The sequence below is a fragment of the Mesorhizobium sp. M7A.F.Ca.US.010.02.1.1 genome, assembly GCF_004023085.1.
In the GTDB taxonomy this organism is placed as follows: domain Bacteria; phylum Pseudomonadota; class Alphaproteobacteria; order Rhizobiales; family Rhizobiaceae; genus Mesorhizobium.
This window is the reverse complement of record NZ_RZRV01000001.1, coordinates 332,174-345,256: the sequence shown is the minus strand read 5'-3', so window position 1 is coordinate 345,256 and position 13,083 is coordinate 332,174. Positions and strand designations below refer to the sequence as shown.

The following is a 13,083-nucleotide window of genomic DNA, read 5'->3' as shown; positions in this document are numbered from 1 at the left end:
GAAAAGCGCCCTATTGGCTTTTTCGGGGCAGACCTGGTGCGGTCTCGTCCTTTACTTGGCTTTGGCGCGGCTTAAAGTGCCGTGATTCGCAATGGAGCCGTCATGAATTACTGGCTTTCGAGAAACTCTCGGTTTTCGAGAAACTGGGCGAAGGTCATCTTTCTCGCCGCCCTGTCTGGCATCGGCTTGTCCGCGATCGTGTCCGGCACGGCCAACGCCGCGCAGCCGAGCGGCACCGTGCGCTCGACGCATGGCGCATGGTCGATCATCTGCGACACACCGGCCGGCGCCACCTCGGAACAATGCGTGATGATGCAGAACGTCGTCGCCGAGGACCGTCCCGAGATGGGACTGTCGGTCGTGGTGCTGCGCACCGCTGACAACAAGGCGGAGATCCTGCGCGTGCTGGCGCCGCTCGGCGTGCTTTTGCCCAACGGGCTCGGCCTCAATGTCGACGGCAAGGATATCGGCCGCGCCTATTTCGTGCGCTGCTTCCAGGACGGCTGCTATGCCGAGGTCATTCTCGAAAAGCCGCTTCTCGACACGCTGAAGACCGGCACGTCGGCCACCTTCATCGTCTTCCAGACCCCGGAAGAAGGCATCGGCATCCCGGTCGACCTCAAGGGTTTTGCCGACGGCTTCGCCGCGCTCCCCTGACAGCCCGGCGACATCACCGACTTCATCAACCAGAAGTGACATCGGCCGGCTGCTGGCAAACCGCTTTTGTCTTCACAATGCGGCAGAACGATTGTCTCGGCGCACCTTCGCGCCTACATCGTGGCAAAGACCCATTCCTCCTGTGAACGGACGCGCCATGAACAGCCTGATCGGCCAATTCGACATTTCAGACGATCGCATCAAGCAGATCGTCGCTGAGACCATCACCGGCGCCGATGACGGCGAGCTGTTCCTCGAATACAGCGAGAGCGAAGCGCTGATGTTCGACAACGGCCGGCTGAAGACCGCCAACTTCAACACCGACCAGGGTTTTGGCCTGCGTGCGGTTGCCGGCGAAGCCAGCGGCTATGCCCATTCCAGCGACCTCTCCGAAGCTTCGCTGCTGCGCGCGGCCGATGCCGTTTCAACCGTCAAGGGCGGTTATTCCGGCACGCTTGCCGCCGCACCCGCCCGCACCAACCGCCATCTCTATGGCGAAGAGAACCCGATCCCCTCGCCTTCCTTCGAGGCCAAGGCAAAGCTCTTGCAGGAAATCGACGCTTGGCTGCGCGCCGAGGATCCGCGCGTGCGGCAGGTTTCGGCATCGCTCGCCGCATCCTGGCAGCATGTCGAGATCGTGCGCGCTGATGGCCAAATGGTGCGCGACATCCGCCCGCTGGTCCGCATCAACGTCTCCGTCGTGGTCGGCGATGGCGACCGCCAGGAGAGCGGCTCCTACGGCATGGGCGGCCGCAAGGCGTTTGGCGAATTCCTGGTCGAGGACAGCTGGAAGCACGCCGCCAAGGAGGCGCTCAGGCAAGCCCTGGTCAATCTCGAGGCCATACCGGCCCCGGCCGGCACTTTCGACATCGTCTTGTCCAGCGGCTGGCCGGGCGTCATGCTGCACGAGGCCGTCGGCCATGGGCTGGAAGGCGATTTCAACCGCAAGAAGACCTCGGCCTTCGCCGGCCTGCTAGGCCAGCAGGTCGCCGCCAAGGGGGTGACCGTCGTCGACGACGGCACGATGCCCGAGCGGCGCGGCTCGCTGACCGTCGACGACGAAGGCACGCCTTCGGCCCGCAATGTGCTGATCGAAGACGGCAAGCTGGTCGGCTACATGCAGGATCGCCAGAACGCCCGGCTGATGGGCATGAAGGCAACCGGCAACGGCCGTCGCGAAGGCTACGCCCACCAGCCGATGCCGCGCATGACCAACACCTACATGACATCAGGCGACATGGAGCCGGACGAAATCATCGCCTCGGTCAAGAACGGCATTTATGCTGTCTCCTTCGGTGGCGGCCAGGTCGACATCACCTCTGGCAAATTCGTGTTCGGCTGCACCGAGGCCTACATGATCGAGAACGGCAAGGTGACGCAGCCGATCAAGGGCGCGATGCTGATAGGCAACGGCCCGGACGCCATGCACCGCGTGTCGATGATCGGCAACGACATGAAGCTCGACACCGGCATCGGCATGTGCGGCAAGGCCGGACAGGGCGTGCCCGTCGGCGTCGGCCAGCCGCATCTGCGCATGAATCAGATGACGGTCGGCGGCACGCGGGTCTGATGCGATGGCCACTGGAGAAAAATCCGTTGCCTCCAGTTCAACCGCCGATCAGCTCACACGGCCTGCTCCGGTCTTTCCCCCAACGCGACCCGAGGATGTGTTCGGGTCGCTGCCCAACAGAGGCAAGTCGAAAACATTGAGAGAAATAGAAACGGGCGTGCTCGCGGAAGCACGGCGTCGCCAAACCAGCGAATGATCTACCGCCTCTTCTTCGGCTTCTCCAGCAGCGCCACTGCCTCGACATGCGGCGACCACAGGAACTGGTCGATCGGGGTGACGCTTTTCAAGGTGTAGCCACCGTCGAGCAGGATGCGCAAATCCCGCGCGAGCGTCACCGGATTGCAGGACACCGCCGCAACGTAGGGAACATCCGAGCGGGCGATCTGCTTCGACTGGTCCTCGGCGCCGGCGCGTGGCGGATCGAACACCAGGCCGTCGAACGCATTCAACTCCTTGAACGTCAGCGGCCGGCGGAACAGGTCGCGGCGTTCGCCCGTCACCCGCTTCAGGCCAGTGGCGAAACGCGATCCACGGTCGAGGGCCGAAAGGGCTGCCGCATCGCCCTCCACCGCATGGACTTCCGACTTCGCGGCCAGGCGCAGAGCAAAACTGCCGCAACCGGCGAAAAGATCCGCCACCTTCTTGGCACGCTTCAGATGCCCGCCGACGATATCGGCCATCGCCTGTTCGGCGGCCTCGGTTGCCTGCAGGAACGCGCCCGGGGGCAAGGCTACAGCGACGCTGCCGAACATGACCACCGGCTTCCTCGGCTCGATGATGATTTCGTCATCGATGGACAGCCTGGCAAAGCCCTGCGCCATGACGAAATTGGCAGCGATGCGGCGCTGATGCTCCCCCAGCTTGCCGGATTCATGAACCGCGACATCGAGACCCGAACCGGTCACGGTGACCGCCAGCCGGAACGATTTGGTGGTTGCGCAGACCAATTCGGCGAGCGCCTTCAACCGATCGAGCGAAGCGACGATCTCCGGCAGCGAGATCGGGCATTCCGATATGGCGATGATCTCTGGCGACAGATGGCGATGGAAGCCGAGCAGCATGCCTGTATCGGTGCGGCGGGCGGCAAGCACGACACGGCGGCGCGTCTGCGGCGCGCAGGCGACCAGGTCACCGATCTCGCAATCGATGCCTTTGCCCTTTAGGATGTGCGCCACCTTTTCGCGTTTCCACTGGCGATAGGCTTCGGCTTCGAAATGCTGGAGCGCGCAACCGCCGCATTCGGTGAAATGGTGGCAGGCGGGATCGATGCGCAGCGGCGATGATTCCAGCACCGCCATCAGCATGGCGCGATCCCTTTCGCGCGCGGCGGTAACCGTTTCACCGGGCAGTGTGAAGGGAATGAACAGATCCCCTGTCTCGGTCTCGGCGACACCGTCGCCCTGAGCGCCAAGTTTCCTGATGCTGAAGCGCGCGCTCATCGGTCCTTGATCCCACCGAGCAGGAATTCGCGATTGCCGTCGCCGCCCTCGATCGGCGACAAATGCAGGCCCAGCGAGCGCCAACCGGGAACGGAGTCCAGCCAATCCTGCAGCAGGCCGGCGACACGAGAGGCGTCGTAGGGATCTTTCAACAGACCACCCTTGCCGATCGCATCACGGCCCGCCTCGAATTGCGGCTTGACCAGAAACATGGCCTTGGCGCCAGCCTTCGCCAGACCAAGCGCCGGCGGCAGCGCCAGTTTCAGCGAGATGAAGCTGACGTCGGACACGATGAAATCCGGAATACGCCCGCTGAGATCGGCAACAGCGAGGTCGCGGGCGTTCAGTCCTTCGATCACCGTCACACGCGGGTCGCCGCCGATATCAGGATGCATCTGGCCATGACCGACATCGACCGCGGTGACATGGGCCACGCCGCGCTCGAGCAACACCTGGGTGAAGCCGCCGGTCGAGGCGCCGATGTCGAGCGCTTCACAGCCGGCAGGGTCGAGGCCGAAATGATCGAGCCCACCGATCAGCTTGAGTGCCGCGCGCGACACATAGCCTTGCGCCGGATCATCGATGGTAACAAGGCATTGCGGCAAAACGCTCTGGCCGGGCTTGCGCGCAATGACGCCGTCGACGGTCACCGTGCCACGCTCGACCGCGTCGCGGGCACGTGAGCGGCTGGCAAACAGCCCGCGCTGGACGAGCAGGTCGTCGAGCCGCTGGCGTGCGCTGGCTGGCAAAGGCGAATTCATCGGCCTTCATGGCGAAAGCCGACGACGATGGCAAGAGCGCCAGATGGAAGCATTTCGTCTCCCGTTCCATCGTCACACCCAGCATCTTGCACCGTGACGATGGTGAGGCGTTCCGTCCCGCCGACCATCCTTATGAATATCCATGCGTTACGCCCGTTGAGACGGATGACCGCCGAAGCATGGGGTCTCGCCGCCTGCGGATAAATACCAAACACCTAGAAAGCCTCATGATTTCTTAACCAATTTTCATCGCATTTGCTTGAGGACTTCAATGTTATGACCGCGACGACCGGAAAACCCGGATGGAGAGGCGGCAACCTTGGAAATGGCCAGCGATATCGTCTACAAGGTTCTTGACCGGATTTCCGGCGCCGGCCTGCTGGCGACCGGACTTCTGTTGCTGACTGCTTTGGTCAGCGCCCTGGTCGCCTACTGGCGCACGGTCGAGAAAAAGAGCTGGAAAGAGTTCTTCGAGTTCGCAGTCCCGCATGAGGTCATCACGCATCCCTCGGCGAAAGCCGACCTTTTGTTCTGGGTGACGCGGAAGGCGCTGATGCCATTCCTCATGCTGCCCGCCGGCGTCGTCTTCGTCAGCGCCGTCGGCTATGCGACGAACTGGTTGCTCTCCACGCTGCTGGCAATCCAGCCGCCCCTGATCAAAGGACCGGCAGGGCCGGTGACGGTGACGATCTTCACCATCACCATGCTGCTTGCCTACGACATTTCGTACTATCTCTATCACGTCGCCCAGCACCGCTACCCGGTGCTCTGGGAACTGCACAAGGTCCACCATTCGGCCGAGGTGATGGTCGGCATCACCAAGGATCGCGTCCACCCGCTCGACGAATTGATGAACCGGGCCTGGGACGGCGTCATTCCCGGCATCTGCTTCGGGATCTGGTCGCTGGTGTCGCTGAACCTCGTCGAGCTGACGGTCTTCGGCGTCAACGTCTACATCATACGCAACATCCTGATGATGGATTTCGTCAGGCACACGCATTTCAAGATCTCGTTTGGACCATTGAACAATCTGATCCTGTGTCCGCACTGGCATCAATTGCACCACAGCACCGACCCGCGCCACTACGACAAGAACTTCGGGCTGCTCTTCTCGTTTTGGGATCGGCTCTTCGGAACGCTATGCGTTCCCAGACCCGACGAGGACTTCAAGTTCGGTTTGATCGAACGCAACGTGCGCGACTACCAGTCGCTCGCAGGCCTCTATGTTCTGCCGCTGAAGCGGATGTGGCGGCAGATCGCCAGACATTTCCGCACCGACAAGCCCGAGCCACAGCAATCGCCGCAAGGGGGCAAGCCATGAACGGACCCGCCGTGTTCCGGATGCCGCGAACGCACCGGATCGAAATTGCGACGTCGTCAGCGCGACTGGCAGAAATCGCGCCCGCCTGGGCAGCGCTCTGGCAACGCGCCGGCGGCCTCGTTTTCCAGCATCCCGACTGGATCTCGGCCTGGTGGCACACCACACCGCATCAGGACCGCCGCGGTCTCAGGATCGGCATGGTCTGGAGCGGCGAGCGCCTCGAGGCCGTCATTGCGCTCGCGACCTTCTGGCGCTCGGGCATCCGTATGCTGGAGTGGGCGGCGAAAGATCACTGCGACTATGGCGATGTCCTGCTTGCTCCCGATGCCGAGCCACAGATCCTGCCGCAACTCTGGCAACATATCCTCGACGATGGCGGCTTCGATCTTGCCTACCTCAATCGTCTGTTGCCCGATGCCCGATTCCGGACCCTGCTCGGTCCCGCCGCCCCAGGCCAAGACAATATCTTGCAGCCAAGCCACCGCAGCGAGGTCAGCTATCGAGTTTCCGGCGCCGGGCAACGCGGCGCACAATGGTTTGAAAGCCAGTCGAAAAAAACCCGGCAAAACTATCGCCGTGGCTACAAATTCATGGAGGAAGGCGGCGCGCTGCGTTTCCGCCTGATGGACGCGCACGAAGCCCGCGAGCCGGTGCTGGAGCGCGTCGCGGCACTGAAGCGGGTATGGCTTGCAAAACACGGCCGCGTTTCGGACCTCTTCGACGAAGGTTCCCCCGCGCTGGCGGCACTCATATCCGTTCTGGCCAAGCTTGGATTGCTGCGCATCTTCGTGCTCGAACGCGAAGACGAGATCATCGCCATATCGATCAATTTCGAGCAGCATGGAACGATGATGGCTTTCGTCACCACCTATGATCCGGCCTTCGAACGGGCCTCGCCAGGCATGGTCTTGATGATGGATTACATCCAGTGGTCGTTTGACCGGGGCTTGACCACGATCGATTTTCTCTGCGGCGGCGAGGATTTCAAGCGCCGCTTTGCGACGCATTCGGTGACCTTGTCGTCGGTGGTGGGTGGACGAAACCTGCGCGGACGCCTAGCCGCCCTGGCAGACCGCGCCCGCCACGCGGCGCAATCCTGGCGCCCCGAGAAACCGGCGCAGCAAGCGGAGTTGGTTGCGGCGGAGTAGCATTGCCAGCGCCTTCTTAGATCACCCGCACAGCGGCAAGCACATTGAAACGATCGGGCAATCCCGATCAAGGCTTGCTGCTCTCCAGCTCAGAATACGCTTCGCGGAACCGGACGCTCGACGGCTGGAGACAACCCATCCTCACGCCCTCCTGAAGCTTGCTCGCGTGCAGGCTCGATGGCAACCGCAGGCGCGGAAACAGGGGCCGGCAGAACCACCAGTTGCGGCACCTGCTTGAATGAAAAGCCGCCGCGGATGTCGCCCATCTTGCCAGCGATGATGCCCATCGCCGCCTTTTCGAGGCTGCGATCATAGCGCGTTTCGGCTGTGGCCGGCGCGACGATGACGGCGCAAAGCGCTGCACCGCACAGAAGCGTTTTCATTGTTGTTGTCTCCCTGCCTGATCACGATCTAGCAGGGCGCCATTGAAAAACGGCCAACAGACACGGTAAGCAAAGCGCCAAACGTCAGCGTAAACAACGCGTTAAGATCGTTGGCCGGCAAACCGATTCAAGTCATTGAGACTTTGATTCAGGCGCGCTGGGCGTGGACTGTGTGCCCGAGTGCCACGAACACGGTGCGCACGATGCCGGCAGCATCGAGCCCGGCATCGGCATACATCTTTTCCGGCTTGGCGTGGTCGGTGAACGCGTCGGGCAGTACCAGCGGGCGCACCTTCAGGCCGCTTTCCAGTAGGCCTTCATGGGCGAGGAACTGCAGCACGTGGCTGGCGAAGCCGCCGACTGCGCCCTCCTCCACCGTCACCAGCACCTCATGCGAGCGGGCCAGCCGCCGGATCAGATCCTCGTCGAGCGGCTTGGCGAAACGGGCGTCGGCGACCGTCGTGGACAGCCCGGCAGCCCCTAGCTCCTCCGCGGCGATCAGGCAATCCTGCAGCCGCGTGCCGAAGGACAGCAATGCAACCTTGGTGCCCTCCTTGACGACGCGGCCCTTGCCGATTTCGAGAACCGAGCCGCGCTCCGGCATGTCGACGCCGACGCCGTTGCCGCGCGGATAGCGGAAGGCGATCGGGCCGTCATCATAGCTTGCCGCGGTGCGCACCATGTGGCGCAGCTCCGCCTCGTCGGCGGCGGCCATGACGACGAAACCCGGCAGTGTCGCCAGGAAGGTGGTGTCGAAGGCGCCGCAATGGGTGGCGCCATCGGCGCCGACGAAGCCGGCCCGGTCAATGGGAAAGCGCACCGGCAATTTCTGGATGGCGACGTCGTGGACGACCTGGTCGTAGGCGCGCTGCAGGAAGGTGGAATAGATGGCCGCGAACGGCTTGTAGCCTTCGGTGGCAAGGCCGGCGGCGAAGGTCACCGCGTGCTGTTCGGCGATGCCGACATCGAAGGTGCGCGACGGGAACGCTTCACCGAACAAATCGAGGCCGGTACCGCTCGGCATGGCTGCGGTGACGGCGACGATACGGTCGTCCTCGCGGCCCTCCTGGACCAGGCTTTCGGCGAACACCTTGGTGTAGGCCGGTGCGTTGGCTGGCGCCTTGGCCTGCGCGCCGGTGATGACGTCGAACTTGTTGACGCCGTGATATTTGTCGGCAGCGGCTTCGGCCGGCGCATAGCCCTTGCCCTTCTGGGTGACGACATGGATGAGCACCGGGCCTTCGCCATTGTCGCGGACGTTTTTCAGGACCGGGATCAGATGCTCCAGATTGTGGCCGTCGATCGGGCCGATGTGATAGAAGCCGAGTTCCTCGAACAGCGTGCCGCCGGTGACGTAGCCGCGTGCATGCTCGACTGCCCTTGTGATCGCACGATCCGCGCGCTTGCCGAGATAGGACGTCAGTTTCTTGCCGAAATCGCGCAGGCCGATATAGGCCTTGCCGGAGGCCAGCCGCGCCAGATAGGCGCTCATCGCGCCGGTCGGCGGCGCGATCGACATGTCGTTGTCGTTGAGAATGACGATCAGCCGTGCATCGAGCGCGCCGGCATTGTTCATCGCCTCATAGGCCATGCCGGCAGACATGGCGCCGTCGCCGATGACGGCAATGACGTTGTTGCGGCCGCCGGAGAGATCGCGGGCGGCGGCCATGCCGAGGCCGGCCGATATCGACGTCGAGGAGTGGGCGGCGCCAAAGGGATCGTACTCGCTCTCGGCGCGGCGGGTGAAGCCGGACAGACCGCTTTCCTGGCGCAGCGTGCGGATACGGTCGCGGCGGCCGGTCAGGATCTTGTGCGGATAGGCCTGGTGGCCGACATCCCAGATCAGCCGGTCGTCGGGGGTGTTGAAGACATAGTGCAGCGCCACTGTCAGCTCGACCACGCCAAGCCCTGCGCCCAGATGACCACCCGTGCGGGACACGGCGTCGACCAGCTCGGCGCGAAGCTCGGACGCCAATTGCGGCAGTTCACTTTCGGCAAGCGTGCGCAGGTCGGCCGGGATGCGGACCTTGTCGAGAAGCGGCGTATGCGGCGTTGCGTTCACGGTGCTCGGGCTTTCGGTTGATGGGCGAATAGGCCGCCGGCCGGCGAAAGTAAATGTGTGTCAGTGACGCGGATCAGGCCCTAGTCTTTTGTCTATGCATTTCGTTCTGCCACTTTTGGGTGACAGGGCATCAGCTTTCCGGCAGCGGAATAAACTCTTCCTCGTCTCCGGGAACGATGTCGAAGCGGCCCGTCTTCCATTCCTCTTTCGCCTGTTCGATGCGCTCCTTGGACGACGAGACGAAATTCCACCAGATGTAACGCTTCGAACCAAGAGAGGCGCCGCCGAACAGCATGAAATGCGCCCCGGTCTGCGACGACACGACGATCTCGTCACCGGGACGGAACACCAGCAGCCGTTCGGCTGGGAATACATCACCCGAAATTGAGACCTCGCCTTCCAGCGTATAGATGGCGCGTTCTTCCGCATCAGCAGGGATTTTCACGCTGGCGCCGGGCGCCAGGCGCAGGTCGGCGTAGAGCGTCTCCGTGTCGGCCCTGACCGGGGACCGCAGTCCCTGGAAATCGCCGATGATGAGGCGCCCGTTGACGCCTTCGGCTTCGATCTCGGGAAGCCGAAGCGCTGCGGTATTCTCGAAAACCGGTGCCACCTCTTCCTTGTCGTCCGGCAGCGCCAGCCATGTCTGCAGGCCGGATACCGACATCGGCGCGCCACGCAGTTCCTCCGGTGTACGCTCCGAATGGACGATGCCGCGGCCGGCGGTCATCAAATTCACGTCGCCGGGCTGAATGACCATTTCGGTGCCGAGTGAGTCGCGGTGCCGGATCTTGCCGTCGAACAGATAGGTGACCGTCGACAGGCCGATATGCGGATGCGGACGGACATCCAGTGCCTGACCGGCGCGCAGGACCGCGGGCCCCATGCGGTCGAAGAAGATGAAAGGCCCCACCAGCCGCCTTTTTGCCGTCGGCAGGGCACGGCGCACCTGAAAACCGCCGATATCCTTGGCGTTGGGTATGACCATCAATTCGATCTGATCGCTGGCGAAGGCATCGCCTGCCTCAGGGTCTTTCCCGGGGAAGAAGCTCATGGACTCTCCTTGTCGGTGGTCGAAGGCCGCCTGGCCGCATCAGGCAAAGCGGATCGCCGCCTTTGCCCGCAGCTTGGCCGCCACCTCTTCGCGATTACGCGGATGCTGGTGGGTTTCCAGGGAATCGAGCAGTTCGCGCGCCGAGGCGGCGATGGCTTCGACGGCATGGTCGAAGGCGTGCTGGTTCTGCTTCGAGGGTCGCGTGGTTCCGCTCAGCTTGCGGACGAACTGAAGAGCCGCGTCGCGCACCTCGTCATTGGTTGCCGGCGGATCAAAATTGAACAGGGTCTTGATGTTTCTGCACATCGCTTCCGTATCTCCTCTTGTCCTTGAGCTGTTTCAATCGGAACGAGTTATATCCTCGATCATGATCATGTCCAAAAACCGGTGAGGCGAGGCCATCGTTCGGACCGAGCCTCAATCCGCGTCGAGTGGCTCCGTTCCAACCGGCTTGCCGTCGCGCGACAGCCTGATCTTCTCGACCTTGTCCTCGGCGGCCTTCAGCAGCCGGTCGCAATGCGCCTTCAGCGCCTCACCACGCTCATAGATCTTGATCGACTGGTCGAGCGGCACGTCGCCACGCTCCAGATCATCGACGATCTTCTCCAGCGCATCGAGTGCCTGCTCGAAGCTCATCGCCTTGACGTCTTCGTTGGTCTCATCGGCCATCATTCATCCTTTCATCAGTCGCCCGACATGGGCGGCGACCGAAAATGCCAATCCCTGCAGATCGTAGCCGCCCTCGAGCAGGCTGACGAGCCGGTTGCCGCTGTGGCGTGCCGCGCGCTGCATCAGCTGGCCGGTCGCCCAGTCGAAATCATCCTCGGTCAGATTGATCTCGGCCAGCGGATCGCGGTGGTGCGCGTCGAACCCCGCCGAAATGATGATCAGGTCGGGCGCGAAATTGTCGAGCGCGGGCAGGACGCGCGACAGGAAGGCATCGCGAAACACTTCGCTGCCGGTCTGCGGCGCCAGCGGTGCGTTGACGATGTTGCCGGCGCCCGTTTCGGTCTTCGCTCCGGTGCCGGGATAAAGCGGCATCTGGTGTGTCGAGCAATAGAGCACCGACGGATCGTCCCAGAAAATATCCTGCGTGCCATTGCCGTGATGCACGTCCCAGTCGACGACGGCAACGCGCTCGACACCGTGTTTCTTCTGCGCATAACGCGCCGCGATCGCCGCCGTGTTGAACAGGCAAAAGCCCATCGCCGTGGTCTTTTCGGCATGATGGCCGGGCGGCCGGGCGGCGACGAAGACGTTGTCGGCGCGGCCCGAAAAGACATCATCGACGGCGGCGTTGGCGGCGCCGATCGCGGTGATCGCCGCTTGCCAGCTCTTCGGGCTGGCAGTGGTGTCGGCATCGATGCGGGCAATCCCCTCGTCGGGGATGGCGGCGCGCACGCGGGCGACGAAATCGGCGGGATGCGCGTAGAGGATGGTGGCCTCGTCGCCTTCCGGCGCCTGAATACGATCGAGCCCGGCAAAGGCTTCGTCGTCGAGCACGCGCTCGATGGCGCGTAAGCGGTCGGGCCGCTCGGGATGTCCGGGCGGCGTGAGATGCTCGAGGAAGATCGGATGGGTGTAGAGACGGGTGGTCATCGTCCTAATCTAGTGACCCGGATCGACAAAGGCCATGCACGGGCGGCCGATGACTGGGGAAAATCGCGACTGCGTCCATTCGCGTCGCCGCAGGCATTGGCCCCGCGGGCGCTTCGGCGTAAGGTCCCTGGTACTGCCTGGTGCCCGCCGCAAGCGGGAGAATCGGGAACACGGTTGAATTCCGTGGCGTGCCCAACGCTGTGAGGGGGACCGCGCCGGTAAATGCCACTGTCGATGACGGGAAGGCACCGGACGCGGGTTGATCCCGAGCCAGAAGACCGGCCTGGCAGGCATTGTCATCCGCGTGGTCAGGCGGATGGCATCAGAGCGACGTGCGTCTACTTGGACGCACAAAGTACGCTCTGTCAGTTTTGAATCTGCAATCGCAAGGGGACAAGCGATGCCGGAACACATGACCGCTGCCATTGACGATGGATTTGACCAGAATGCGCGCGATGCGGTCTACCGCGCCATGTTCACGCGGCGTGACGTGCGCAGCCATTTCCTGCCCACCGCGATCGATGACGACGTGCTGGCACGGCTGCTGCTTGCCGCCCATCACGCGCCATCGGTCGGCTTCATGCAGCCATGGAATTTCATTGTCATTCGCGATGTCAAACGACGGGCGGAGGTGCGCGACCTGTTCCTGGCCGCGCGAGAACAGGAACTGCCGGCGATCGAGGCGGAAAAACAGGCGCTGTACCGCAAGCTCAAGCTGGAAGGCATCTGCGAGAGCGCGCTCAACATCTGCATCACCTGCGACCGGCAGCGCTCGAAGGGTTCGCCGCTGGGACGCTGGCACAATCCGGAGATGGATCTCTACAGCACCGTCTGCGCGGTGCAGAATTTCTGGCTGGCCGCGCGTGCCGAGGGCGTTGGCGTCGGCTGGGTGAGCATCATCGAGGCTGAGGCGCTGAAGCGGCTGTTGGCCATTCCGGACCACGTAACGCCGATCGCCTATCTCTGCGTCGGCCGTGTTTCCGAGTTCGCTCCCAAACCGGACCTTGAAACGCATGGCTGGGGACGGCGGCTGCCGCTGCCGGAGCTGATCATGAGCGAGACCTTTTCCGGGCAAGGCGAGACACAGCTCAA

General features: G+C 63.1%; 12 protein-coding genes, 1 pseudogene and 1 riboswitch. Of the genes and pseudogenes, 5 read left to right on the top strand and 8 right to left on the bottom strand.

The window, feature by feature from the left end; translation table 11 throughout:
* Positions 1-102 precede the first annotated feature (102 nt).
* Complete coding sequence (locus tag EOA19_RS01655) at positions 103-657, top strand: invasion associated locus B family protein (protein WP_023808613.1); 555 nt, start codon at positions 103-105, stop codon at positions 655-657.
* Positions 658-814: 157 nt separating this feature from the next.
* Positions 815-2,227, top strand: a complete 1,413-nt coding sequence (tldD, locus tag EOA19_RS01650; protein WP_128302490.1) for a metalloprotease TldD — start codon at positions 815-817, stop codon at positions 2,225-2,227.
* Positions 2,228-2,424: 197 nt separating this feature from the next.
* Here the strand turns inward: tldD and EOA19_RS01640 are convergent, their stop codons facing one another.
* Together EOA19_RS01640 and EOA19_RS01635 are read right to left on the bottom strand one after the other, a co-directional pair.
* The gene (locus EOA19_RS01640; protein ID WP_023808615.1) at positions 2,425-3,666 is read right to left on the bottom strand and encodes a class I SAM-dependent RNA methyltransferase; all 1,242 of its coding nucleotides are present in this window, start codon (positions 3,664-3,666) and stop codon (positions 2,425-2,427) included.
* On the bottom strand, positions 3,663-4,427 hold the full coding sequence (locus EOA19_RS01635; protein WP_128302488.1) for a TlyA family RNA methyltransferase: 765 nt from the start codon (positions 4,425-4,427) through the stop codon (positions 3,663-3,665). The genes EOA19_RS01640 and EOA19_RS01635 overlap by 4 nt, the downstream gene beginning before the upstream one ends.
* Before the next feature lie 325 nt (positions 4,428-4,752).
* Here EOA19_RS01635 and EOA19_RS01630 point away from each other — a divergent pair, with 325 nt between their 5' ends.
* Complete coding sequence (locus tag EOA19_RS01630) at positions 4,753-5,748, top strand: sterol desaturase family protein (protein WP_023808618.1); 996 nt, start codon at positions 4,753-4,755, stop codon at positions 5,746-5,748.
* On the top strand, positions 5,745-6,896 hold the full coding sequence (locus EOA19_RS01625; protein ID WP_023808619.1) for a GNAT family N-acetyltransferase: 1,152 nt from the start codon (positions 5,745-5,747) through the stop codon (positions 6,894-6,896). Before EOA19_RS01630 ends, EOA19_RS01625 begins: the two co-directional genes overlap by 4 nt.
* An 89-nt stretch (positions 6,897-6,985) precedes the next feature.
* Here the strand turns inward: EOA19_RS01625 and EOA19_RS01620 are convergent, their stop codons facing one another.
* The 6 genes from EOA19_RS01620 to EOA19_RS01595 all read right to left on the bottom strand — a co-directional run bounded on the left by EOA19_RS01620 (position 6,986) and on the right by EOA19_RS01595 (position 11,991).
* Positions 6,986-7,279, bottom strand: a complete 294-nt coding sequence (locus EOA19_RS01620; RefSeq protein WP_023808620.1) for a hypothetical protein — start codon at positions 7,277-7,279, stop codon at positions 6,986-6,988.
* A gap of 148 nt (positions 7,280-7,427) precedes the next feature.
* Entirely contained in the window at positions 7,428-9,341 is a 1,914-nt protein-coding gene (gene dxs, locus EOA19_RS01615; protein ID WP_128302487.1) for a 1-deoxy-D-xylulose-5-phosphate synthase, read from the bottom strand.
* 130 nt (positions 9,342-9,471) lie between these two features.
* Positions 9,472-10,392 carry a pirin family protein gene (locus EOA19_RS01610; protein WP_023808622.1) on the bottom strand — a complete coding sequence of 307 codons (921 nt, stop codon included), beginning with the start codon at positions 10,390-10,392 and terminating at the stop codon, positions 9,472-9,474.
* Positions 10,393-10,431: 39 nt separating this feature from the next.
* On the bottom strand, positions 10,432-10,698 hold the full coding sequence (locus EOA19_RS01605) for a DUF2277 domain-containing protein (protein ID WP_027035955.1): 267 nt from the start codon (positions 10,696-10,698) through the stop codon (positions 10,432-10,434).
* A gap of 111 nt (positions 10,699-10,809) precedes the next feature.
* Complete coding sequence (locus tag EOA19_RS01600) at positions 10,810-11,061, bottom strand: exodeoxyribonuclease VII small subunit (RefSeq protein WP_127268720.1); 252 nt, start codon at positions 11,059-11,061, stop codon at positions 10,810-10,812.
* Positions 11,062-11,064: 3 nt separating this feature from the next.
* Complete coding sequence (locus tag EOA19_RS01595; RefSeq protein WP_127290880.1) at positions 11,065-11,991, bottom strand: histone deacetylase family protein; 927 nt, start codon at positions 11,989-11,991, stop codon at positions 11,065-11,067.
* Positions 11,992-12,112: 121 nt separating this feature from the next.
* A riboswitch (cobalamin riboswitch) is annotated at positions 12,113-12,293 on the top strand.
* A 14-nt stretch (positions 12,294-12,307) separates the two neighbouring features.
* Between EOA19_RS01595 and bluB the strand changes: the two are divergent.
* Positions 12,308-13,021, top strand: a pseudogene (bluB, locus tag EOA19_RS35750) (5,6-dimethylbenzimidazole synthase); the annotation flags it as partial.
* Between the last annotated feature and the right edge of the window lie 62 nt (positions 13,022-13,083).

What these genes read in the sequence shown, in the direction of transcription:
- EOA19_RS01625 (WP_023808619.1), top strand. Translation starts at nt 5,745, where the DNA reads ATGAACGGACCCGCCGTGTTCCGGATGCCGCGAACGCACCGGATCGAA.
- EOA19_RS01640 (WP_023808615.1), bottom strand. Translation starts at nt 3,666, where the DNA reads ATGAGCGCGCGCTTCAGCATCAGGAAACTTGGCGCTCAGGGCGACGGT.
- EOA19_RS01630 (WP_023808618.1), top strand. Translation starts at nt 4,753, where the DNA reads ATGGCCAGCGATATCGTCTACAAGGTTCTTGACCGGATTTCCGGCGCC.
- EOA19_RS01610 (WP_023808622.1), bottom strand. Translation starts at nt 10,392, where the DNA reads ATGAGCTTCTTCCCCGGGAAAGACCCTGAGGCAGGCGATGCCTTCGCC.
- EOA19_RS01605 (WP_027035955.1), bottom strand. Translation starts at nt 10,698, where the DNA reads ATGTGCAGAAACATCAAGACCCTGTTCAATTTTGATCCGCCGGCAACC.
- EOA19_RS01635 (WP_128302488.1), bottom strand. Translation starts at nt 4,427, where the DNA reads ATGAATTCGCCTTTGCCAGCCAGCGCACGCCAGCGGCTCGACGACCTG.
- EOA19_RS01600 (WP_127268720.1), bottom strand. Translation starts at nt 11,061, where the DNA reads ATGGCCGATGAGACCAACGAAGACGTCAAGGCGATGAGCTTCGAGCAG.
- EOA19_RS01595 (WP_127290880.1), bottom strand. Translation starts at nt 11,991, where the DNA reads ATGACCACCCGTCTCTACACCCATCCGATCTTCCTCGAGCATCTCACG.
- tldD (WP_128302490.1), top strand. Translation starts at nt 815, where the DNA reads ATGAACAGCCTGATCGGCCAATTCGACATTTCAGACGATCGCATCAAG.
- EOA19_RS01655 (WP_023808613.1), top strand. Translation starts at nt 103, where the DNA reads ATGAATTACTGGCTTTCGAGAAACTCTCGGTTTTCGAGAAACTGGGCG.
- EOA19_RS01620 (WP_023808620.1), bottom strand. Translation starts at nt 7,279, where the DNA reads ATGAAAACGCTTCTGTGCGGTGCAGCGCTTTGCGCCGTCATCGTCGCG.